Below are 23377 nucleotides of genomic sequence, written 5' to 3' on the forward strand. Positions count from 1 at the left end.
ATCTAAATGCGCATGATGGGCCTTATAAACAATGCCAAAGCCGCCGCTGCCTAAAACCGCTTCTATGACATAGTGGTTAAGCTCGGCTCCATGGGGTAACGCATTGATATTGTCAAACATAACGCCTCAATTTTATAAGGAAAGCGACTTGCATTCAGCATAACCTGACGCGTTATTGTAACAACGATACCGCAAGAACTAACAACAGGGGTTACCAGTTCAATCCCCGGCTTTTAAGATTATTTTGCGCTGTAGCATGGCCTTGCCGGGCCGCTTTGGTGTACCAGCTTACGGCTTCAGCTTCAGATTGAGTAACGCCATTACCTCTGGCATACATCACCCCGAGGCTGTTTTGTGCGTCGGAATCGCCTTGTTCTGCGGCTTTGAGATACCAATTTAGCGCGTTGGCATAAGATTGCTCTATTCCAAGCCCTTGGTCATACCTACGACCGAGATTGAACTGCCCATCGATATGCCCCTGTTCTGCCGCTTTTCGATACCAGTTAACAGCCTCGGTATCTGACTTAGGTACACCACGGCCATTTGCATACATAATGCCCATATTATTTTGCCCCCAGGCATTACCTTGCTCAGCCGCCTTACGATACCACCTTACCGCCTCAGCATCAGATTTTTCAACACCCTTACCAACATCATACATATAACCCAAGCTCACTTGCCCGCCAGCATGTCCTTGCTCGGCGGCTAGGCGAAACCACTTAACCGCTTCAGTGTAAGACTGCGCTATACCACGCCCTTCCTGCAGCATATTGCCAAGGTTATTTTGCCCGGCAGCATCGCCTTGCTCAGCAGCCTTACGGTACCACCTTACCGCCTCAGCATAAGATTTTTTAACACCCTTACCAACATCATACATATAACCGAGATTAACCTGGCCACCTGAGTTTCCCTGCTCCGCCGCTTTACGATACCAAGCGACGGCTTCAGTATCAGACTGCGCGACGCCGCGTCCCTCCCGATACATAAAACCTAGGTTATTTTGCGCGACACTATAGCCTTGCTCTGCTGCCTTGCGATACCAACTTACCGCTTCAGTTTCAGACTTCGACACTCCCAAACCATCGCGATACATTACGGCTAAATTATTTTGTCCATTCGGAGACCCTTGCTCAGCAGCCTTCCGATACCAAAAGACGGCTTCATCGTTTGACTGAGTTACACCATTACCCATATGGTACATATAACCCAAGGCACTTTTTGCCATAGCATTGTTTTGTGCAATTGCCTGGCGATGGTAAGCCTCTGCAACGGCATAATCTTTATCAATAGAACTGGCCATGCTGCCAAGTAGAAAATAAGCATAACCATCTAGATAGTCGTTTTGGCCCAATTTCTGTGTTGCCGATACCTGATACTGCTTCGCTAGCTCGGTATTTTTTGCTACGCCCCAACCCTGAAAATACATTTTTGCCAATTGCGCATCAGCATAGGCACTGCCAAGCTCTGCGGCCTGTTGATACAGCGGGAAGGCTATGCCGTGATTATCATTAATATAGTAGGCATCATCAGCCTGCAATCTGAGCGGTTTGGCACTGCTGCTTTCTAATTTCAACAGTGCAGCTTGCTGTGCGTTTTGCTCTGCGTAGTCCTGATAAAGTGGGTACAGGCCATAACCGGCCAGCGCAACAAGCACTAAAACACCCGATGCCAGCCATGGCCCGCGCGAGGATTTGGGTTTAGATTTGGCTGTTGCACCATCAGGTTTAGCCGTTGCCGGCTCGGGCTTAGCTTGCGGCTCTGGTTTTGCCTGCTGCACCGCTTCAGTTTCAGGTTGTTTGGCTGACTGCGCGGTGCCCTTATCGGCAAGACGCTGACTTACCTCCAGCATCGTCTGTGGCCGCTCGTCGGCTTTAAAGGCTAAACACTGGTCGATAGTCGTTAAAAAAGTGTCACTATAATGGCCTTTAGCCAGATCACTGGCGGGCTTTAGCGGATCGGGTTTGCCATACACCAGTGCCATCGCCCGCGCTTCAGCTTTGGGGCCCATTTGGCCGGTGGCCAATCGATACATTAAACCGCCAAAGGCATGAATATCCACCGTCGGTTTGGCTTCACCCCCACCTTCTATTTGCTCCAGCGGCGCATAAAACTCGGTAAAGGGTGCTTGGGATTGGGAGACTAAAGCAAAGTTTTGTTTCGCTGCACCAAAGTCAATGATTACCGGTGAGCCGTCACAGCGGCGGATAAACACGTTGGCGGGTTTGATATCGCGGTGTAATACACCCTGGCTGTGAATATAAGAGAGGCCATTGGCCAGCGGCAGTAAAAAATGCAGTAATTGTTGCTCAGTGTAGCAGCTACCTTGTGCTTCTAAGCTGCGCACCAGCTCATCCAGTGGCAGGCCGTCTTCAAAGTCCATCACTAAATAGGCGGTAGCATTGGCAGTAAATAAATCGCGACAACGCACTACATTCGGGTGGCGCAGCTTTACTAAGGTTCTACCTTCTTCCATAAAGCGGCGTAAGCATTCGCTGTAAACTTCCTGCTTTGAGGTGCCATGCGGCTGCACCGTATTCCCATGCCTCCCCGCCAGCTCAACTGGCAGAAACTCTTTAATGACAACCCATTCATCTAAATGCGCATGACGCGCTTTATACACAATACCAAAGCCGCCGCTGCCTAATATCGATTCAATAAAATAGTGGTTTAGTTCAGAGCCCACTGCTAAAGCGTTTAGGTTTTGCTCCATAGCTATCCTCAAAAAGTATCTACCGAGAAAAATTACTCAGAAAAAGAAATCCCTAAACCTCGTAAATAAATGTGAATACATCTATTAGAAAAATAGATGATTAGCAATCAGAAAGATATTCTCGATGGGCGATTATGTCAAAGAAAAATAGTACTGGATGGTCACAGCGCAAGATTTTTTTGAAACAATAATTTAACTATGTGAATAGGTGTCATCAGAACTTAAAACAGCTTGTTTAATAACCCTGTAGCAACTCCCAAGAGTCGCATAACCACCATTGTATTCTCCGTGAAAAAACCAGCGTTGCTGAACATCTTTGTAAAACTCCTGCAATTGCTGAAGGAATACATCCTTATCCAGAGAATTATTCCGACTTACCCATCCTTTAATTGTTGAAATAGCTACCATAGATTCTTTTAGATCATAGCCACTATTCAACTCTAAATCTGCTTGTTGCACTAACGCCATTAATGCACGTTTTTTCCACAACGGTTGCAGCATCAAAACCCCTTTTGATTCTTGTAAAATAATTCACACTTATCAAACTTCATGACTTCGTAGCTGACAGATCTTAATAGTATTAATCTAAGAGCTGAATTAAGTTTGATAAACAAAGCATATTAAGTTCCTATATTCTTGGCACAGATCACTTTACGTTTGCCCCTAAAGGGGGCTTAATTATTTTCTACATCAAGTCTTAACTGAATTTTTTCATCTTCTCTGGCCAATTTGTACAGTTATTTGGACTTCCCCAAATCTCAAAACGACTTTAATGAATTTAAGCAGTAATTGTTAACTCTCCGAAAAACAGATCTGATAATCTAACAAAAAATAACCTCATTTTGGACACGATGGTTTTTTAAGATTTTTTTGACCAAAAAACAATAAAAGTCCCAAAACACTTTAAAATCGCGTTTCAACTACTTGCCATAACAATTTAAACAACTGTTTTTTCTAAATTTAATTTACATCAACGACAGGCATATAGATTTAGAAATAATTAGTTTAACAGTCTTGGCATGGTGGGGGTCGGTGGTTCGAGTCCACTAGGACGCACCAAGAATTCAAAACAACAACGCCGCTCACTGAGTGGCGTTGTTGTTTGAAATTCCAAAATACGCTATTAATAGCCTAGCCGCTTTTAAGCCTCATTGATTGTGATGCTATGAACAAGCTACTCTTAAAACGTTAAAGTAATGTTAGGCATTTTAGCGCCTAACATTAGTCATGAAGAAAAACTTACTCTCTCAGTTTCTATTTTTCTGTTTAAACCGTGTTACGTCACTTTATGCTTCACGGCATACTCTGGTTTTAAATATTCTTGCGAGTTTACGATATCGGCTAAAATAGCTACTGCATTGCCGATATCCACATAACGCAAATACAACGGCGTAAACCCTAAACGTAAAATATTGGGCGCTCTAAAATCAGCAATAACACCACGCTTAATCAAGGCTTGGCAAAGGGCGTAAGCCTGTGGATGCTGATAAGCCAATTGGCTACCTCTGGCGTTAGGATGCAGCGGCGTGATTAACGCTAGGGACGCTAAACCAGGTTGCTTTTCGACTAACTGATGGAAACAGTGACTAAGCGCCAGCGATTTATACCGTACATCCTGCATATCAATATCGTCAAACACCGCCAAAGCGGCGTCCAGTACGCTCATGGCAATTATAGCGGGGGTTCCACTCAGAAATTGCGCTATGCCCGGCGCTTTTTGATAGGCGGTTGCAAAACTAAAAGGGGTATTATGGCCCATCCAACCGGTTAATGGCTGCGTTAATTGCGCATGATGACGGCTGGCGGCATACAAAAAGGCCGGCGCACCAGGGCCACCGTTCAAATACTTATAGCCACACCCCACAGCAAAATCTACCTGCCACGCGTCAAGTTCAATAGGCAAGGCCCCTGCACTGTGCGCCAAATCCCAAATAACCAACACACCTTGCTCATGCGCTAGTTGTGTTAAGCGTTGCATATCCAACAAGCGGCCACTGCGAAAATCGACTTGCGTCAGCAATAATACCGCAATCTCTGGGGTGATGGCGTGCTCAAGCGCTTGTTGATCAACGCTGTCGTCTACTAACACTAACTGACAATTCTGCTCACCGAGTAAACTTGCCAAGCCCTGCACCATATAGAGATCTGTTGGGAAATTACCCGCTTGCGATAGTATTTTGGTGCGTCCTGGCTGCATCAGCATGGCGCAGCTAAGTACTTTGAATAAATTCACCGAAGTCGAATCACAGCAAATTACTTGGCCTGGCGCAGCACCCAGCAATGGCGCTATTTTTTCGCCCACCGTCTGCGGCAAATCAATCCACTGATGGCTATTCCAACTTTTAATCAAATCCTGCGACCATTGCTCGTTTAGCACCTGATGCGCTCTTGCAGCCGCGGCCTTTGGCATAGCACCTAACGAATTCCCATCTAAATAAATAGTATTCTCGGGTAACACAAAGGCTTCTCGCTTAAAAGCCAATGGATCAGTGGCATCTAACAAGGCTAACGTTGTTTTTGTTAAATCGGGTAACATGGTCATGGGGATACTCACTTGGCCATTAACGCCTGCAGCGCTGTTATAAAATGATGAAATGCTTCTGTTTGGGGATGGATCCAATCAAAATGCCCAGCGTCATCCAATACGTCTACCGGCATGCCGCTATCGGTTGCCTGAGACAGGGGCACAATGCTATCAGCACGACCATGCAGTAACAGCGTTGCCGGATGTGCGGGGTGTTGAGACGGGCTTGCTTTTTGATATTCCTCGGCAAGATCCGGATAGACGGCCCCCATAAATTGTCGCGCAGCGCGCTGACAGCCCGTTTCATCACTTTGATAGCTGGGTAAATCTGTGATGGCGGCTAAGCCTATAACCCCTTTCACCGGTTTTAATACTGATTTAGCCTGCGGCTCTGATTGAAGATCTTGAGTTGACGCCCCTGCCGCCAATAACGCTAAATGCCCACCTGCTGAATGCCCGGCTAACACTATTTGGCTCAGATCAATAGGATAATCCTGTAATGCGGTTTGCGCATAGGCTATTCCAGCTAAAACATCATGATAGCTACCAGGCCATCCCCCACCCTCATCGCCAACCCGACGATATTCTAAAGACCACACAGCAATACCGGCTGCTGCAACCGCTTCACTAAACGCCTGTGTATGCTGGATATCGAAAGCATTAAGCCAACAGCCGCCATGAATAAAAATAAGCAACGGTACTGATTTGGTTGAGGTCGTTGCGCTCATGCTGGGCAAATACAGCTGACCAAACTGTAGCGTATGCTCACCATAGGCGAGCTTTTCGGCTTTATCTACTACTGGCAACGCCAGCACGCTGCTAAAACTGACTTGTGACAGAACTGCAGATTCAGGCGTATCCTCTGGGATCTGCGCAGTACGATTCACACACGCGGTCAGTAACAGGCAACACAATAATGCAGGTAAAGACGACAAAAAAGAAGAGAGTTTAGATGTTTCAAGCATGCTTAATCACTGTCATTTCACCGGTATCAAATTACCGGTAGGGATTGATAATAAGGATACGCTAAACCAAACGCTAAAAAGTTCCTAGCACTTTGCGCTATATAGCCTGTTTACGCCTGCAAAGAGCATGATTAGCTCATACTCGCATTGTAATAAATGGGGCATTTTCAAGCTGTTTATGGTGTTTTTTTCAGCTTTGTCACTTGCTAAATGCTTTTTTTAGCCTATACTGCAGAAGACAAATGAGACAATCTTCAGCATCTACCGATTCGATTTTAAACTCATCATGTACAGGATTATACATATGGCACTTTTTAGTTTTGCACGTAAACACGATAATGTTAGTACCGAAGCTGAATTGTCGTTAAAGCTGTCAAGCTATGCACTTCGCGCCATAAAAAACAATACTGCCTGTATTCGCTTTACGCCTCAAGGCAACATTATAGAAGCTAACGACATTTTTTTATCTGTTGTGGGGTATACCGCAGCAGAATTAATGGGTAAACATCATCAGATATTTTGCTTACCTGAGTATGCGCAATCTGAAGAATACCGTATATTCTGGCAAAATTTAGCGCAGGGAATAGCGACAAACGGTAGCTTTTTAAGACTGAAGAAAAACAAGCAAAAACTCTACCTTGAAGCCAGTTACTTTCCCGTATTCGATGAACAAAATAACGTTGTCGAAGTCATTAAAATTGCAAATGATATAACTGACAAGCAAAAATCGCTGTATGACCGTGAAGCCATATTTACTGCCATCAACCGTTCTATGGCGGTGATAGAGTTTTATCCCGATGGCACCATCATTACTGCGAACGAAAATTTTCTGCAAACCATGAATTGCCAGCTAAACGATATAGTCGGTAAACATCATCGTATTTTTTGTTACGATGAATTTTACAAAGAGAATCCCGAGTTTTGGCAGCGTCTGGGCCGCAGCAATGTGTACAGTGGTCGTTTTTTAAGAAAAGATGCTCAAGGACAAAGTATTTGGCTAGAAGCCACCTATAACCCTATTGTGGACGAGAACGGTAAAGTCTACAAAATCATTAAATTCGCCACGAACATTTCTCAGCGCATAGAAGCCGCTGTACAAGCAGTAGAGATGGCCTCTGCGACATCAGAAGAAACCTCACAGATCACGCAAAATGCCGTATCGGTGTTAAGTGAGGCGGTGACGACGGCGAGTGATATTACTCAAGAAGCACAAAAAGCGGCTGTAGCGGGAGAAAAACTGCGCGAGCAAGCTAAAAACATTGCAGAGATCGTGACAACCATTAAAGCCATCGCTGATCAAACGAACTTACTGGCACTCAATGCCGCCATTGAAGCGGCGCGAGCAGGTGAGTCCGGACGAGGTTTTGCCGTTGTCGCCGATGAGGTGAGAAAACTCGCAGCACGCACTGCCGATGCAACAGCTGAAATTTCCAGTGTGGTGCAACATAACGCGCACTTAATAACGAATATTGATCAACAATTATCGGCTATTAATCATATCTCAGAAAAAGGCCAGCATAAAATTCGTAGTGTTTCTGCTGGCATTGCAGAGGTCGAAACGGGTGTGAGACAATTGGTGCAAATGGTCGAAAAATTGCGTCCATAGCCTTGGTTTAAGCTTGTGTGCGGGTATCGCGTAGCTGAAACGCGTCACTTCAACTTATGGCAAAATACTCGCGCCCATCAGCTAGGTACGTTATGCTAACACCCTTAATTGTCAATATACCTTATTCTAAGAACCGAGGTTGTCGTTGTTAATAGAATGGTTTCAGTTGCCGTCGCAACCCATACTACTAGATGCCACTTACGATGCGGGCTTAGTTTTATTATCGTTATTTATTGCTATCTTCTCTTCAGGTGCCGCTCTATTCTCTGTCGATATTAGTCGGCAACACCTTGCAATGTGGCAAAAACAGTTCGCGTTACTCGCAGGCACTGTCAGCTTAGGCATTGGCATCTGGTCGATGCACTTTGTTGGCATGTTAGCCTTTGAGCTCTGCACACCTGTTGAATATGCCGCCAGCGTTACACTTTTCTCATTATTACCCAGCTTACTGGCCTCTTGGGTTGCCCTAAATTTGTTGGTTCGTGAGCAAATTACTTTATTGCAATTGCTGACAGGGGGAATTTTAGTCGGTGCAGGCATTGGGGCAATGCATTACTCCGGGATGGCGGCGATGCAAATGGCCGTTCAGCTTCGCTATGATCCGCTGTTTTTTACACTGTCTATTCTTGTCGCCGTCGTTATGGCGTTTTTAGCTTTGTGGGTCCGTTTTGGCGTTCAACATTTACAAACAACGTTGCAAACATGGCAACTCAATGCATTAAGCGGCACCATTATGGGCTTGGCGATCAGCGCCATGCATTATACCGGGATGTTAGCGGCCCGTTTTGTCGCACCGGTCGGTTTTACTGCCGTCACGGATACAGCGAATAGCCAAATGATGGCGCTAATTGTGACTTCTGTCACGGTAACCGTGACACTGCTAGTGCTATTAATGCAAGTGATGTTAAAACTGTACAACGCAAAAGCCATGACTGAAAATTATACGCAGCGGCTTAGTTCCATTATGGATACGGTGTTAGATGCCATTCTCACTGTCAACAGCAAAGGCGAAGTGGTTGAATATAACCATGCTGCCTTAAGCCTGTTTGAAGAAAACGCCAGTTTAACAGGAAAGCATTTTAGCCAATTACTCACTGCAGAATATGCCGCAGAATTTGAAAATCTATTGTCTAAAAATATCCAACAAAATCATTTTGATGTTAAAAGCGCCAAACGACATTTAACTGTTCTAACCACACAGGGCAAAACAATCCCGGTAAGAATGACGCTGAGTTTAACTCGCGTAAATAATGAGCCTCTTTATGTTGCGTCACTAAGTGATATATCGGCTCAAATCGCGTTCGAGCAATCATTAAAAGAAAACGAGCAAAAATTTCGCTCACTTATTGCCAATATTCCTGGCGCCGCATACCGGTGTTTAAAAGACGATGATTGGACAATGATATTTATCAGTGAGCGTGTAGAGGTACTTTGTGGTTATCCGGCTAGTGATTTTATGCTCCCCGCTCCCAGTCGAAGTTGGGCTGAACTGATTCTCGTTGAAGATCGCGAGCGCGCGGCATTGACGGCAACCCAACACGATTTTTCATTAGAGTATCGGATCCTGCATAAAGATGGTTCTATTCGTTGGATGCTGGAGCATGGCGATATTATTGAAAATGATGCCGGCGAAGTCACCGTATTAGATGGCTTTATTATGGACATCACCGAACGTCGGCAAATGGAAGAACAATTACGGCAGGCGAAACAACTGGCAGAACAAGCAACAGAAGTAAAAAGCGCCTTTTTAGCCAATATGAGCCATGAAATTCGCACGCCACTAAACGCCGTAATTGGCTTTACGGATCTGTTATTAGAGAATCCCGATACACCCGATGCCAGCCGCTATATTCAAACGGTTAATCACTCAGCGCGCGCCTTACTGGTGTTATTAAACGATATTTTAGATAGCGCCAAACTGGAAAAAGGGAAATTAGAATTAGAGGCGATCAATTTCAATTTAACCGAATTGGTAGATAATGTTGTTTCTACTTTGTGGGTGAATGCTCGCAAAAAACATCTGGCACTCAACTTTACTATTCACCCTACTCTTGCGCCCTATTACTTTGGTGCAGCACCTCGGATCAGACAGGTATTACTGAATATTCTTGGCAATGCTATCAAGTTTACTGAGCAAGGTAGTGTCACCCTAACCGTTTATCCCATTGCTGAAGGCATTGCCTTTGAAATCACCGATACCGGTATTGGTATTGCAAAAGAACGGCTTGCCAGCATTTTTGAGCCTTTTACCCAAGCCGATGCTAGCATGAGTCGCCGCTTTGGGGGAACCGGCTTGGGCACAACCATTAGTAAACAATTGATTGAATTGATGGGCGGTACTATTACGGCTACCAGTAAACTCGGCGAGGGCTCAACCTTTGTTATCAATTTACCTCTAGCTGAGGGTGAAGCCACTAACACACTTGAAAAAGTACATAAGTTGCCGCCGTTACACTTTTTAATTGCCGACGATATTCCGCAAAATCTTGAGCTATTAACAGCCATACTGCAGCGTGACAAACACCATGTAACTAGCGCTACCAATGGTGAAGAAGTGTTAAAAGCGTTACAAGAGCGCGTACCCGACATTGTATTACTGGATGTCCAAATGCCCATCATGGATGGGCTTACCGCAGCAACCCGTCGCCGAGAATATGAAGCTGCGCAGCAATTGGCGCGTGTTCCCATTGTTGCTCTGACCGCCAGTGCCTTGGCAGAAGATCGCTTAGCGGTTATTGAGGCCGGAATGGATGGCTTTGCCACTAAGCCAATTGATACTGATACGTTATTTGCAGAAATCGCTCGTGTCCTCAACATCCCTTTATTGCCCGTAAATACACAAACTTCGCCAACTGAACTGGCCATTGTCGACGTGACAAAAGGTGAAAAGCTGTGGGGCAGCCAAGAAAAGTTTTACGCTGAACTTCAACGTTTTGCCAACGGCCCTTTACAACATTTGTGTCAGGACATTCTCACGGCAGAAGCACAAAAAGATCTCAGCGCTCTAAAACGCATTGCGCATAGCTATAAAGGACTCACCGGTAATTTGTCGTTAATGGCACTGGCGAATAGCTGTTTGCAGCTTGAAAATGCTATTACTACAGCCGACGAGGCGCAACTGACAGAGCAGATAAAACAGCTTTGCTTTACCGCTGAACATACCCGGAAAATGATTAATACGCTGCACACGCCTGTGCAACAGCCTATTACTGACAAGGGCGCGCAGGACTTAGCCCATCTTGCAATGTTGTTACGTCTATTAAACACGCAATTACAAACATTTAATTATGATGATGTAGTTCTTCGTGAGTTGAGGCAATATAGTCAACACCCGCGTTATGCAGACGCTATTGGACGCATTACACACGCCACAGAATCTTTTGATTTTGAGCAAGCACACCATGCTATTGCACAACTGGTAACAGAATTAGAGCGTTAATTTATGCTAAACACCTTGATCAATCAGTCTTTTCAAAAAATACTCGTGGTAGACGATGAGCCTGTTAATCTGCGGGTTTTAAAACAGATCTTGCAAGACCACTATCAACTGATGTTTGCTACCAGTGCCGCACAAGCCTTAGCCTTGTTAAAACAACACACGCCAGATTTAATTTTACTCGATGTGATGATGCCTGATATGACAGGTTTTGAACTTTGTACCTTGCTAAAGGCAGATGTGAGTAAGCAACATATTCCGATTATTTTTGTTACCGCGTTAAAAGACGAAATTGACGAGACACAAGGGTTTCAGGTAGGTGCCGTAGACTACATTACTAAACCGCTAAGCCCAACCATCGTTCGTGCTCGGGTAAAAACCCACTTATCGTTAGTGCACGCCAACGAGCTAAAACGCACTCGCATGCAAGTGATTGAACGGCTTGGTCGTGCTGCAGAGTATAAAGATAACGAAACAGGCTTACATGTAAAACGCATGAGCCATTATGCACAAATTATTGCGTTGGAAGCCGGTTTTTCTTCGCAGTGGGCTGAAGAATTGTTGCATGCCGCGCCGATGCACGACATTGGCAAAATTGGTACCCCAGACCATATTTTATTAAAACCAGGTAAGTTGACGGATGACGAAATGCTGATCATGCGTCAACATGTCATTATTGGGGCAGAAATTTTAGGAAATTGCGATTCAAGCCTTATGCAGATGGCATCCAGTGTGGCGCGCTATCATCATGAGAAATGGGATGGTAGCGGTTACCCTTATGGTTTAAAAGACACGGCTATCCCTATCGAAGCAAGAATAGTGGCTCTTACCGATGTCTTTGATGCGCTCACCAGTAACCGCCCTTACAAAGAAGCTTGGTCAGTTGAGCGGGCGCTGCAGTTTATTCAAGAACAAGCCGGTAAACACTTCGATCCGCAATTGGTACCGCTTTTACTCAAGGCACTTCCGGCAATTCTTGAAATAAAAGCACGCTTTGCTGATTAAGCCCGACATAATGCATACAAGCTGTCTTGCATCTTAAAAACTATACTCTATAGTTAATAGCGTTATCCCAATTTATCAGCAATACAATGGGAGCGTTGAGCAACATGATATCCACGTTTAACGTTGGTGGCAGCACCGTCAATGCCTTGTTGCGGCAGCAAACAGAACGCCAAGCCCTTCAAGCAGAACAGCAAGCACAAGCACTGGAAAACCAAGCCGCCGCAAAACGGCGCGAAGCCAGACAAGCTGATGCGACCGCCAGAAAACTTGATATAGAAGCTGATCAATCCAGCGCCCAATCATCGTTACTAAAACGTAATATTTCAGCTGCCGATCAACTAACGCAAAGCCGCGAACGCGTTACTGAACAATTGTCTGAAACCATCACTCAGTTCACCCGAGCACAAGAACCGCGTACTCAAGAAATCTTTACAGAAGAAACACGCTCACAAGAACCGCGTATTCAAGAAACACGTTCTGTAGATACAGGCACACAAGACCCCCTCGTGCAAGAAACACGTTCTGCAGATACAGGCACACAAGAACCGCGCCTGCAAGAAACACGTTCTGCAGATACAGGCACACAAGACCCGCGCCTGCAAGAAACACGTTCTGCAGATACAGGTATACAAGACCCCCTCGCTCAAGAAACACGTTCTGCAGATACAGGTACACAAGACCCCCTCGCTCAAGAAACACGTTCTGAAGAGACAAACACACAAGAACCACCAACAGAGACAACCGTGACATCGTCTACAAACCCGTTGTTACGCGACTTAATTAATACCCTTGCTGGAGAGACTCGCATAACCAGTGGGAGCATTATTAACCTACAGGTGTAATAGTCCCTGCCACTTAAGGTGAAAATTGTTTAAAGTAGGTAATATATTTGTTAGATTAGCAAATTAAACTATCGCAGCGTGGAACGCGTTTTTTGTAAAAGGAGTTTTATGCCCAAACTGATTAACGTTATACAACAGCATCGTTTTACTGCACCGTTATTGCTTAGCAGTGTACTGATCGTCTTCTTTGCTGATAGCCAAACACCATTGGGGTTTTCCCATGGCATGCTTTATATGCCTTTAGTCGTTCTAGCGGGGTTAACCCTACGTCCTTCTCTGTTGCATTTGACGGGCGTTTTGGCCATTTGTGCGGTGTGGTTAGGCTACGTTATTTCACCATCGACTCCAGCAGAGTTTGCCATACGCTATGTCCTGACGAATCGCAGTTTGGCCACATTAGCATTAGTGCTACTGTGGTGGCTGGCGGCACAGGCTATAAAGGCTCAATTACAACAAGCGCAACAGCACACCGAAGAACAATTGGCGAAACTAGATCTCACCTTGGCCAACCAAGTAGCAGCATTAAGCCACTGGCTGTTAGATGATCATCGTAAAATGATTACGTTGGATGCTGGCAGTCGGAAATTATTAAATATTCCCAGTGCTGAACTGACCTTAGAGCAATTCATTTGTTGCTTTGATGATCATGTGCAATTTAAATTAAAACAGCAACTTCAAGAGTGTTTGAGACAACAACACTCGATGGCTATAGAGGTACAACTTCATCCAGAGTCTGGTCAACATATTTGGGTAAAATTAGTGGCCTACCCTGATCCAGCCCATCCTGAATTAGTGCGTGGTTTATTACAAAATGTGCAGCAGAGCTATCAAAAAGCCCACTTACTCGCTGAACAACAACTGCGGTTTAAACAATTGGCTGATAGCTTACCCGTAAAGGTATGGACAGCCACGGCTGAGGGCATAGTGGATTTTGCCTCAAATACCTTTGCTGAATATTCTGGTATTGACACAGAAACCATTTTGGCAGATTGGTTAGCTATTATTCACCCAGATGATCGGGCCGATACGGTTGCCATGTGGCAACATTGTGTCCAGACACAATTGGCCTACAAGATCGAATTTCGACTTCTAAACGCAGCAGGCGATTATTGCTGGCACCTTACCTCTGCCCTCCCCATAAAAAATGAGCAAGGCAAGGTGATGTATTGGTTTGGTTCAGCCATGGACATTAGCGAACAAAAGGCCTTGTGGCAGCAAACCGATCATCTAAAACATACTTTATATCAAACCCTTGAAGGGATCTCAGACGGTTTCTTTATCCTCGACGCGCATTTCCGTTTTACCTATTTAAACCAAACCGCTTTAGAGTTGCTAAGTAGCCTAAAGCACCCCAGACCAGGGAAGTTACTTACCGATGTGTTTTTTGCATCGGGTAAAGATTTTAGCCCAATCACGACGGCTATCCAGCGCGCCTTTTATAAACAACATACCGAGCACCTATGCTTTACCTTACCTGGTACAACGGTGTTGTTGTATTTTAGTATTTATCCGGCAGAGCAAGGGGTGAGTATCTTGATGCAGCCTCAGCAAACGCAGCTTAAAATGACGGCAGTACCTCTACCTTAATACGCTGTTGCGTAACGGGATGCTGCAGCGAAATCTGCCATGCATGTAGCATTAGGCGGGAGCCTACGCTAATCGCAGTATTGCCATAAAAGACATCGCCCACAATCGGATGCCCTAGTGCAGCAAGATGTAAGCGTAATTGATGCGAACGCCCCGTTACAGGTTGTAATAATACCCTTGAAGTATGCGTAGCGGGATCATAATTAAGTCGCTGATAAACCGTTAATGACGGTTTACCCGTTTGCTGGCACACTTTATATAACGGCCGATTTGTCTCATCCGCGGCAATCGGTAAATTTATTTCACCTGCCAGTGGCAGCTCGCCATGCACAATAGCTAAATACTCTTTCTCAATGGTGCGCGCTTGGAATTGTTTGCTCAAGGCTGATAAGGCAGGTTTGTTTAAGGGCAACACCACTAAGCCTGACGTATCGTAATCTAGCCGGTGCACAACTTGCGCGCTTGGAAAGGTACGCTGCACTCGGCTAATAAGACAATCGCGATTCGCGGGATGACGGCCTGGCACGGTCAGTAATTGATAGGGTTTTTCAACCACTAACAACACATCATCTTCATAATATATTTTATAAGCTTGCTGGCTGGCTGGCAAAATAGCCAATTCATCGAGGGCGACTGACATCTTTAGGCTCGTTATAGATTAAAAACCTGTTTATTATGCCGTAAAAAAGCATTGTCAGCAGCGAAAAATCGGCTAAGCTGCCAAGCCGATGACTCAGGAGTGAATTGATGCTTGAACCCTTTGTGTATTGCCCGCCTACATCTCCTTTAGATATCCTCTTTCAAGACAAAGATATGGTGGTAGTAAACAAACCCAGTGGCTTGTTAACGAATCCAGGCCGAGGTAGCGAACTGGCAGATTGCTTACTCAGTCGCGTACAAGCTCAGTTTCCTACTGCACTGTTGGTACATCGTTTAGATTTAAGCACGTCAGGAATAGTGGTCTTCGCATTAAGGCGCAGTGCTGAACGCGAATTAAAACGGCAATTTGCTGAGCGTTTGGTCAAAAAACGGTATTTGGCGGTGGTAGCAGGATATATGCAACAGGCCTCAGGAACGATTACCTTACCCTTACGGGCCAATCCAGATAAACCGCCGACACATGAAGTACATGCCGAGGGTAAAGCAGCAGAAACCGCTTATATGCTGTTAGCAGAACGCGAAAAAGATGGATTGCAAAGCAGCTTAGTTGAATTAAAACCGGTCACAGGCCGCTCACATCAATTGAGGGTGCATTTGGCCGCATTGAGCCATCCCATTTTAGGTGACGCGTTTTATGCCCCTATCGCAGTAAGGCAGGCGGCACCGCGCTTATTATTGCACGCAGCCACCCTTAAGTTATTGCAGCCCTATCATCAGCAATGGCTCACATTTGAGGCTGATACCGATTTTGTAACTGCATCGGGCACTTGGTTGCAGCCTAAGTCAAGTGCCCTGTAAACAGGTGTGTTGTTTTATCACGCAGCGCGTGTTAGCGCAATTTGCTAGCTAACACGCTTTAGCGTTTAAGCGATTACAGATGGCGCTCAAACAAATTGTAGATCCGGCGATACTCATCTAACCAACTGCTTGGCTGGCGAAAGCCATGCGGTTCCACCGGATAAATTGCCGTTTCAAAATGAATGATCTCTTGCTCAATCAACCGCTGCACTAAACGAACAACATCTTGAAAAAACACATTATCATCCACCATCGGCGCGTTGATTAATAACGGCTTGGTTAAGCCCTGCGTAAAGTAAATTGGCGAGCTGCGTTCGTACGCAATAGGATCGATATCCGGTGTGTTCAAAATATTTGAGGTGTAAGGATGATTATAATACGCCCAGTCGCTTACCGGCCTTAAAGCCGCCCCTGCTTGGAACAAATCAGGCTCTTTAAACAACGCCATAAAGGTCATAAAACCACCGTACGAACCGCCATAAGTGCCGATACGCTGCCGATCGACATGGGCATTGGCTACCAACCAATTTACCCCATCCACGAGATCTTGGATCTCAGGCGTCCCCATTTGCCGGTAAATCGCCGTACGCCAATCACGGCCATAGCCCTTTGATGCCCTAAAATCCATATCCATAACCACATAGCCTTGCTGAACCAGCAAGTTATGGAACAAAAACTCACGGAAATACCCTGACCAACCTAAATCACTATTTTGTAGATATCCCGCACCGTGATTAAAAATAACTGCACGGCGTGCATCACCCGCCTGATAGTTTTCGGGTAAATACACCTTACTAAATACAGGATGCGCCGTGTGGCTAGAAGGCACAGCAACGATGTTTGGGGCAATTAACGGTAACTTACGGAACTCGGCTGACACAGTATCGGTAAGCTGACGTACCGCACTACCAGGTGTGGCCTGCGTTACAAATAATTCAGGTGGGGTTAAATTGGTAGAATGGCGTAATAATAATGATTGCTCATCGGGTGACAAAGTAAATTCAGTGCTGCCCAATAAATTGGTGATCTGCTCTGTTTTGTTAGTTGCCAGCACCTGCCGATAAACGTTGTAAATCCCCGGATGGGTACTATTTGCTGTGAAATAGATGTACTGATCGTTGTGCGTTAATACCGGATTGCTAATTTCAAAGGTGCCCTGCGTTAACTTCGTAGCTGTTTTGCTGGTCAGGGCTTTGGTATAAAGATGCGAATAACCACTTTCTTCAGATAAAAAATACAACGTTTCCGTTTGATTCAACCAACCAAAATCATTAAAAGCATAATTTACCCACGCCTTATCATGCAAACGATGCTGTGGAACCAGTTTTTTCTGGTTTAAATCGACAGTGGCTATCCAACGATCTTTATTATCAAACGCTTTTAACATAACAGCGACTTGGTTACCGTTGTTATGCCAACGCATGGCGCTTTGGCTCCAGTACCAATCGGTCATCAAACCAATATCACGAATCACTTTTTCTGATTTATATCGCTCACCACGGGCTTTGGCATTTTCAGTTTTCACCTCGGCTAGCACATCTTCATTGTACCCAGGCAAGACATTGTAACTAAGCTCGTGCAAGTTACCGTTGTTTAAATCAACCAAAATAAGCTTTTGTGGCGCAGGTTTAAAGTCGTTCACACGCGGCCGAACGGGTTGTGCAGCGATATCACCATTAGCTGTAATGTAATTTGGCATGATGTCTTTATCGTTGCGCGCACTGGGTTTACGCGTAGCTAAAATAATGTACTGGCCATTAGGCGATAAACTGGCGTCCACGATCTGTTGCTGTTTACCTAAGTACACTGCCGCAGCAGGTAAACTAGGATTGGCCTCGCGCAGTTGCTGCTGGGCCTCAAAACGCTCACGGTTATTTTTTTGTTGTAAGGCTACATACCCAATAAGTTTATGCTGTTCTTGCGCTAAATAGCCTGCCGGGACACTCGGCGCCTTGGGTGCATCTTCCGTTTTTAAACTCACTAGCTCCGACACGGTACCTGACGTAAAGTCATAGGCAAAAAAATCCCAACCTTGCTGATACACTAACCGTCCGTCTAGCAAAAATTGTGGATTGCTTTGGCTGCTGTTGGTACGCGTAATTTGCAACAGGTTGCCATTGTGAAGTGCAAAAATATTGCCTTCGAATACGTAAGCGGCTTTGCTTCGATCAGCATTATAAACCATCTGCTGCGCACCCATCTGGTGCCAGTCGGCCAACTTACCCTGCTCGCCGTTACCCGTACCCTCAACTGCACGACTAAACCAATCGCGAAGTTCACTGCCTTCGCGCTTGCGTTGATAGTAAACCGTTTTGCTATCAGGCCCCCAGAAAGCGATTTCAGGTTGCCGTCCTAACCAGTCTGGATCAGCCATGATGTGTTCCATGGTTAATCGGATACTGGGATCGGTTTCATAGACTTGATTGATGGTTAGCGTATCTGTAGACCATGTTTGTGGTTCAGCCTTGGCCACAAGCGGGGCGCTATGCCAAAACAGCGCGCTGATACTGAGCGCAAGTAACGCGTTTTGAAAAATTCTCATAGGTTTTTTCTTATATTGCAAATGACGCCAAAGTTATACAAAGCTACATCACAAAACGCAACCCAATGCGGCACAATGCTGCCACTATACGCCAAAAAGCACAAAACCAGCCGAAGCTGGTTTTGTAAGAATGCTCACTTAAACCTTTATTTAAACAATGTTTGAGCAAGCGTCGTTAAATCGCTCTGCGCGCTAGCCAGTGCAGCCTCTGCAGATTCAGGGCCCATATTTAACCCTTCGGCATAAACGTAATGCAATTGCGTTAAACCTACAAAATTAAAAAAGGTTTTCAAAAATGGCACTTGGCTATCCGCTGGGCCATTGGCATATACACCACCACGGGTTAATGCAAACACCACAGGTTTGTCTTGTAACAAGCCAACAGGACCTTGCTCAGTGTATTTAAAGGTAACACCAGCACGGGCTAAGCGATCTAACAACGCTTTCAATTGGCTGGGTAACGCAAAGTTATACATAGGGACACCAATTACGATGGCGTCTGCCGCTTGAACTTTGGCAATTAACGCGTCAGACAACGCCGCTAATGCTTGTTGCTCAGCAGTACGCTCAGCCTCAGGTGTCATCCAACTACCAATTTCCGTCATGGCTAAATGGGGCAGCGGCGCAGCATTCAAATCTATTTCCGTAACGTTAACTGCAGCCGGTGCTTGCGCTAATAAATGGCCAATCAATTGATTTGATTTACCATTTTCACCGCTAATTGAGCTTTTGATCACTAGTACATTTTTCATAAATGGCCTCCTGGGGCAATGTTAATACTGAACACTATACATGTAATTTTTAGGAAAAAAATCGCAAAATATTGCTTTAAACGTTCGATTTAATTAATTAAAAAAAAGATAAACCAGCACGCAATCGGCTACGTATTAATTGTCAGTCGATAATAGAACTTTAACGCCGGGAAAGAACGAATATGTTGGAATCTACCGCGCTAACAGGGCATCATGCTACCTCGCAGGCAACACCGAGGATGCCAGACCGTATGACAATTAGTGCTGAGCCACACATTCGTAGTGGCCAATGGGAAGACGCCCTCACCTACGTTGCTGTTAATGCAGATAAAGCAGCGTATGCCGAGTTATTTAGTTATTTTGCGCCACGCTTAAAAGCCTTTGGCATGAAAATGTTTGGTAACGAGCAACAAGCGCTAGAAATGGTGCAAGACACCATGCTAAATGTGTGGAAAAAGGCGAGTTTGTTTGACGCAAGCCGTGGCTGTGCCTCAACGTGGATATTTACTATTGCACGTAATGTCCGCTTTGATATGCTACGTAAAAAGCAGAGCCGTAAAGATGATGTAAGTGCAGATGACTTATGGGCAGATGGTGATTATCCTGAGCAGGAAGAATCAGCCAGTGATAAGTGGGAAACCATGCTGATGAGTGAAAAGCTGGCTCCACATTTTGATGCCTTGCCACCCGCACAACGTTTAGTGATGCAAAAAGTTTATATAGAAGAAAAATCCCATCAAGAAGTATCTGATGAATTAGATATTCCGCTTGGTACCGTTAAATCGCGGATCAGATTGGCTCTGGATCGGCTGAGAGAGGCATTAGATGACACACGCAGTTAAATTTCATCCTGGAATGATGCTGATGGAACAGTATGTAGAAGGTACCCTTGCTGCAGACGTTGCCATAGCCGTAGCGACGCATATTGATCTTTGCCCGCACTGCCAGCAGTTGTGTCAAGATCTGCATAACGATAAAGGCGCTCAGCTTGCTGAACTCACGCCTGCGGTATCTAACAATGCAGCCGAGTTTGCAGATATGCTCAGTTTTATCACGTCGCAAGCGCCAGAGCTTAAAGCTGCACGAAAAACTGATGCTGAAAGTGTTACTGTAACATTTAACAATCGTGAATTTAAAATCCCACGTGCCTTAAGCCGAATGGCTGAACAGCACGGTAAATGGCTACAGCTCGGTGGTATTGCAACTGCAAAGCTACCCGCGGGTGAAAAATTACATGTGTCTTTATTGTACATTGATAAAGGCACAGAGATCCCAAATCACACCCATTTGGGTATGGAATTGACTTTAGTGTTGAGTGGTCGCATTTGTGATGAGAATGGCGAATACGGCGCAGGTGATTTGTTAATAAATTCGCCAGACGATACCCACACTCCACATACTCGGGTTGATGAAGATTGTTTGTGTTTATCTGTGCTGAGCGCGCCACTGAAATTCAATAAAGGTCTAGTACGTTTATTAAATCCATTGCAGCAGTTCTTCTACTAAGATATTAACCATTTTTTATGATGTAATGACAGCGCGTTAACGCCGGTTTTTCCGGCGTTTTTTTTGAGCAGCATTTTTCGCAGCTTGTTAGTACCCCGACGATGATTACTGCAGTTTAGTTATTGTTGAAGCGTTTAATTTTTACCGCTTTTTAACGAAGTAATGCTACACCGCCCTGCAAATTCCAAAGCTGGTTAAAGCCTAAACGCCGTAATACTCTTGCGGCCAGTAAACTTCTATTGCCCGTTCGACAGACTAATAATAACGCCTGTTCTGGCTGTAATCTTTGATGTAACACCGCATCACATAATCGCGATAACGGCACCTGAATTATAGTGGCGGGTACTGGCAGATAATGCATTAACGCGCCAGCACTTTGCTCATAAGGCTCACGAACATCAACAATCGTCAATGCGGTTCCCGCCAATAAAGTAGGTAGTTCTGTCGATGAGACTAACGCAATTGCATCATGGGCGGTCACTTCAACCAAGCCACAAAAGTGTGAACTGGCTTGCTGCAACACCAAAGCTTGTGCATTTAAAGCGTGTAGCCATTGTGGCTCTGCTGATCCGGCCAAAATCGTTTCTAACAGCGGCGTTTCTTTTATGGCTTGGTCAAACGTCGTCACAAAACGCTGCGCATAATCATGACTCGAAAGCAGCAATGTATCAGGATAGAGCTGTGAAACTAAAACTTGAAGACTCTGTTGTAATTTTGCCGCATTACCACCGGGCATATCCGTTCGCCCTATGCCACCAGGTAAGACGATATCGCCAACAAATGCCGCTTTTAATTGCATATGATGCCGTAATAAATAACTGTAAGCCACCGCACTGTGCCCAGGTGTAGCGATACGAGTAAGCTGGTACGCCCCTAACGTTAAGTCATTGCTCGCTTGCGTCCACCCCACATTATCATAGGGCTGCGATACCCCTAATAAGGCACGCAATACTTCACTGGCCGCATTGGTCTCTTCATGTAAATGTGTATCGAGCACGGCTAACAGCGACCAGCCTTGCCCCTGAATAATGTTCGCTAAGCGTTCCGCTAATGGCATAACCGGATCAATAATAATCGCCTCGCGACGTTGTGCACACATAAGCAAATAGGTGCAACAGGCATCATATTTAAATTGGTATAAGCCATCAGCATCTGGCACGTTTAACGGATCCGCATCGGTGAGTACCAAATGATGTTTTTGCACTACCTGCGCCAACGCACGGATCCGCTCGCAAGCTTGCTGACACTCTGCGTCCGTCATCGCCGGACCAAAAGACAAACGTATGGCACTTTCACTGCGCCAGCGCTCTAAACCCATCGCCTCTAATACATAACTACCGGTGACTTTAGAGCTACAGGCTGAGCCAGAGCTTACCCGGATCCCCGCAGCATCAAACAAATCTAAAATATCTTTGGCAAAAAAACCCGGTACAGAAAAATTTATGGTCGTTGGAATGACATAAGGCGCATCACTGTTTAGCACCAGTGCAGGAAAGACCTCACGAAGCGCACTTAGCAAGTCCGTTCGATAACGCCACAGCACCGCGTTGGAGCAAAAAAGACGAGGCTCTTCTTTGAGTAATTCCGTAAAAATCGTGTTGAGCGCCGCAATACCAGGTAAATTCTCAGTCCCCGATCGCAATCCGCCCTCTTGTCCACCGCCGGTAATTAATGGCCGATAAGGGGCGCCAGCGCGAACGTATAAAAACCCTATCCCTTTGGGGCCGTAAAGTTTATGCCCACTAAACGGTGCATAATCAATAGTTGTAGCCGCCAAGTGTAATGACATTTTGCCCAGCGCCTGTACGCAATCCACTAACCAATAAATGTCGGGTTTGCCTTGGCGAATAACCTGCTCTAATGCATGCAAATCTTGCTGCACACCCGTTTCATTGTTTGCCGCCATGGTACACACCAATGCCGCGTGCGGTAATAATGCGGCCAGCGCAGTAAGATCGAGTTGTCCCGTACTAAGTACCGGAATGGCTTTTAAGGTGGCATTTACCTGTAATAAGCTATTCCAGTGTTTAAGGCTTTCAGGTACGGCTTTATGTTCAGTCGCGCCATATAACAATAGCGTATTTGGCCCGCCCAAGCCTCGGGCTCGAATAGCCTCTAAGGCTGAAATGACGGAAGTTTGGATACCTTCAGTGGCGCCTGAGGTAAAAATAATATCACCGCTGTCGGCACCTAACACCTGACGGGCAAGGCTACGCGTTTGCTCTAATGCTGCTTTCGCTTTAATACCTGTACTATGGCTACTACTCGGATTACCAAAGTCTTGCTGCATCGCATGTAAAACGGCCTGCGCTGCACCAAATAATACTGGCGTAGTAGCGTTATTGTCTAAGTAGACCTCAGTAAGCGTGCGGCAGTTAACGATTGGCGCAGACATGGGCGGGTTCCTTATATGGTCTAACACTTATAACTTATTGCTATATCTT

General features: G+C 45.4%; 16 protein-coding genes. 8 read left to right on the plus strand and 8 right to left on the minus strand.

Going from position 1 to position 23377, the window contains the following annotated elements; translation table 11 throughout:
• Positions 1-211: 211 nt before the first annotated feature.
• From IE070_RS08930 to IE070_RS08945, 4 genes are all read right to left on the minus strand, one after another.
• Positions 212-2710, minus strand: coding sequence for a protein kinase domain-containing protein (locus IE070_RS08930; protein ID WP_189482628.1), 2499 nt, complete (start codon positions 2708-2710; stop codon positions 212-214).
• A gap of 192 nt (positions 2711-2902) precedes the next feature.
• Positions 2903-3211 carry a hypothetical protein gene (locus tag IE070_RS08935; RefSeq protein ID WP_189482630.1) on the minus strand — a complete coding sequence of 103 codons (309 nt, stop codon included), beginning with the start codon at positions 3209-3211 and terminating at the stop codon, positions 2903-2905.
• A 775-nt stretch (positions 3212-3986) separates the two neighbouring features.
• On the minus strand, positions 3987-5252 hold the full coding sequence (kynU, locus tag IE070_RS08940) for a kynureninase (protein ID WP_373296957.1): 1266 nt from the start codon (positions 5250-5252) through the stop codon (positions 3987-3989).
• Positions 5253-5260: 8 nt separating this feature from the next.
• Positions 5261-6199 carry an alpha/beta hydrolase gene (locus tag IE070_RS08945; RefSeq protein ID WP_189482632.1) on the minus strand — a complete coding sequence of 313 codons (939 nt, stop codon included), beginning with the start codon at positions 6197-6199 and terminating at the stop codon, positions 5261-5263.
• A gap of 304 nt (positions 6200-6503) precedes the next feature.
• On the opposite strand from IE070_RS08945, the gene IE070_RS16720 reads away from it, so the two are divergent.
• The 5 genes from IE070_RS16720 (at position 6504) to IE070_RS08970 (ending at position 14675) form a co-directional block, all read left to right on the plus strand.
• Positions 6504-7805, plus strand: coding sequence for a methyl-accepting chemotaxis protein (locus IE070_RS16720; RefSeq protein WP_308428931.1), 1302 nt, complete (start codon positions 6504-6506; stop codon positions 7803-7805).
• 139 nt (positions 7806-7944) lie between these two features.
• Positions 7945-11244 carry an MHYT domain-containing protein gene (locus tag IE070_RS08955; protein ID WP_189482636.1) on the plus strand — a complete coding sequence of 1100 codons (3300 nt, stop codon included), beginning with the start codon at positions 7945-7947 and terminating at the stop codon, positions 11242-11244.
• 3 nt (positions 11245-11247) lie between these two features.
• Positions 11248-12246, plus strand: a complete 999-nt coding sequence (locus IE070_RS08960; RefSeq protein WP_189482637.1) for a response regulator — start codon at positions 11248-11250, stop codon at positions 12244-12246.
• A gap of 104 nt (positions 12247-12350) precedes the next feature.
• A complete protein-coding gene (locus IE070_RS08965; RefSeq protein ID WP_189482639.1) occupies positions 12351-13088 on the plus strand; it encodes a hypothetical protein in 738 nt (245 codons plus the stop codon).
• A 108-nt stretch (positions 13089-13196) separates the two neighbouring features.
• Positions 13197-14675 (plus strand): PAS domain-containing protein, encoded by a 1479-nt coding sequence (locus tag IE070_RS08970; RefSeq protein WP_189482641.1) that lies wholly within the window; start codon positions 13197-13199, stop codon positions 14673-14675.
• Here IE070_RS08970 and IE070_RS08975 read toward each other — a convergent pair.
• Positions 14647-15315, minus strand: coding sequence for an RluA family pseudouridine synthase (locus IE070_RS08975; protein ID WP_189482643.1), 669 nt, complete (start codon positions 15313-15315; stop codon positions 14647-14649). The two genes, IE070_RS08970 and IE070_RS08975, sit on opposite strands and share 29 nt — an antisense overlap.
• A 107-nt stretch (positions 15316-15422) precedes the next feature.
• On the opposite strand from IE070_RS08975, the gene IE070_RS08980 reads away from it, so the two are divergent.
• Positions 15423-16133: a pseudouridine synthase gene (locus IE070_RS08980; RefSeq protein WP_189482645.1), complete on the plus strand. Its 711-nt coding sequence runs from the start codon at positions 15423-15425 to the stop codon at positions 16131-16133.
• A gap of 73 nt (positions 16134-16206) precedes the next feature.
• Here the strand turns inward: IE070_RS08980 and IE070_RS08985 are convergent, their stop codons facing one another.
• Together IE070_RS08985 and IE070_RS08990 are read right to left on the minus strand one after the other, a co-directional pair.
• Positions 16207-18675: a S9 family peptidase gene (locus tag IE070_RS08985; protein WP_189482647.1), complete on the minus strand. Its 2469-nt coding sequence runs from the start codon at positions 18673-18675 to the stop codon at positions 16207-16209.
• A gap of 146 nt (positions 18676-18821) precedes the next feature.
• A complete protein-coding gene (locus IE070_RS08990) occupies positions 18822-19427 on the minus strand; it encodes an FMN-dependent NADH-azoreductase (RefSeq protein WP_189482649.1) in 606 nt (201 codons plus the stop codon).
• Positions 19428-19678: 251 nt separating this feature from the next.
• Between IE070_RS08990 and IE070_RS08995 the strand changes: the two genes are divergently transcribed.
• Together IE070_RS08995 and IE070_RS09000 are read left to right on the plus strand one after the other, a co-directional pair.
• Positions 19679-20269 (plus strand): sigma-70 family RNA polymerase sigma factor, encoded by a 591-nt coding sequence (locus IE070_RS08995; protein WP_189483030.1) that lies wholly within the window; start codon positions 19679-19681, stop codon positions 20267-20269.
• Complete coding sequence (locus IE070_RS09000) at positions 20253-20933, plus strand: ChrR family anti-sigma-E factor (protein WP_189482651.1); 681 nt, start codon at positions 20253-20255, stop codon at positions 20931-20933. The genes IE070_RS08995 and IE070_RS09000 overlap by 17 nt, the downstream gene beginning before the upstream one ends.
• A 151-nt stretch (positions 20934-21084) precedes the next feature.
• On the opposite strand, the gene IE070_RS09005 is transcribed toward IE070_RS09000, so the two are convergent.
• Positions 21085-23328 carry an aminotransferase class V-fold PLP-dependent enzyme gene (locus tag IE070_RS09005; protein WP_189482653.1) on the minus strand — a complete coding sequence of 748 codons (2244 nt, stop codon included), beginning with the start codon at positions 23326-23328 and terminating at the stop codon, positions 21085-21087.
• Positions 23329-23377: the final 49 nt, after the last annotated feature.

Origin of the sequence: Alishewanella tabrizica, from assembly GCF_014652375.1 — a bacterium.
Classification (GTDB): Bacteria; Pseudomonadota; Gammaproteobacteria; order Enterobacterales; family Alteromonadaceae; genus Alishewanella; species Alishewanella tabrizica.

Excerpts from the sequence above, each read along its gene's own strand:
- IE070_RS08930 (WP_189482628.1), bottom strand. The coding sequence starts at position 2,710 with ATGGAGCAAAACCTAAACGCTTTAGCAGTGGGCTCTGAACTAAACCAC.
- IE070_RS08935 (WP_189482630.1), bottom strand. The coding sequence starts at position 3,211 with ATGCTGCAACCGTTGTGGAAAAAACGTGCATTAATGGCGTTAGTGCAA.
- kynU (WP_373296957.1), bottom strand. The coding sequence starts at position 5,252 with ATGACCATGTTACCCGATTTAACAAAAACAACGTTAGCCTTGTTAGAT.
- IE070_RS08945 (WP_189482632.1), bottom strand. The coding sequence starts at position 6,199 with ATGCTTGAAACATCTAAACTCTCTTCTTTTTTGTCGTCTTTACCTGCA.
- IE070_RS16720 (WP_308428931.1), top strand. The coding sequence starts at position 6,504 with ATGGCACTTTTTAGTTTTGCACGTAAACACGATAATGTTAGTACCGAA.
- IE070_RS08960 (WP_189482637.1), top strand. The coding sequence starts at position 11,248 with ATGCTAAACACCTTGATCAATCAGTCTTTTCAAAAAATACTCGTGGTA.
- IE070_RS08965 (WP_189482639.1), top strand. The coding sequence starts at position 12,351 with ATGATATCCACGTTTAACGTTGGTGGCAGCACCGTCAATGCCTTGTTG.
- IE070_RS08970 (WP_189482641.1), top strand. The coding sequence starts at position 13,197 with ATGCCCAAACTGATTAACGTTATACAACAGCATCGTTTTACTGCACCG.
- IE070_RS08975 (WP_189482643.1), bottom strand. The coding sequence starts at position 15,315 with ATGTCAGTCGCCCTCGATGAATTGGCTATTTTGCCAGCCAGCCAGCAA.
- IE070_RS08980 (WP_189482645.1), top strand. The coding sequence starts at position 15,423 with ATGCTTGAACCCTTTGTGTATTGCCCGCCTACATCTCCTTTAGATATC.
- IE070_RS08985 (WP_189482647.1), bottom strand. The coding sequence starts at position 18,675 with ATGAGAATTTTTCAAAACGCGTTACTTGCGCTCAGTATCAGCGCGCTG.
- IE070_RS08990 (WP_189482649.1), bottom strand. The coding sequence starts at position 19,427 with ATGAAAAATGTACTAGTGATCAAAAGCTCAATTAGCGGTGAAAATGGT.
- IE070_RS08995 (WP_189483030.1), top strand. The coding sequence starts at position 19,679 with ATGACAATTAGTGCTGAGCCACACATTCGTAGTGGCCAATGGGAAGAC.
- IE070_RS09000 (WP_189482651.1), top strand. The coding sequence starts at position 20,253 with ATGACACACGCAGTTAAATTTCATCCTGGAATGATGCTGATGGAACAG.
- IE070_RS09005 (WP_189482653.1), bottom strand. The coding sequence starts at position 23,328 with ATGTCTGCGCCAATCGTTAACTGCCGCACGCTTACTGAGGTCTACTTA.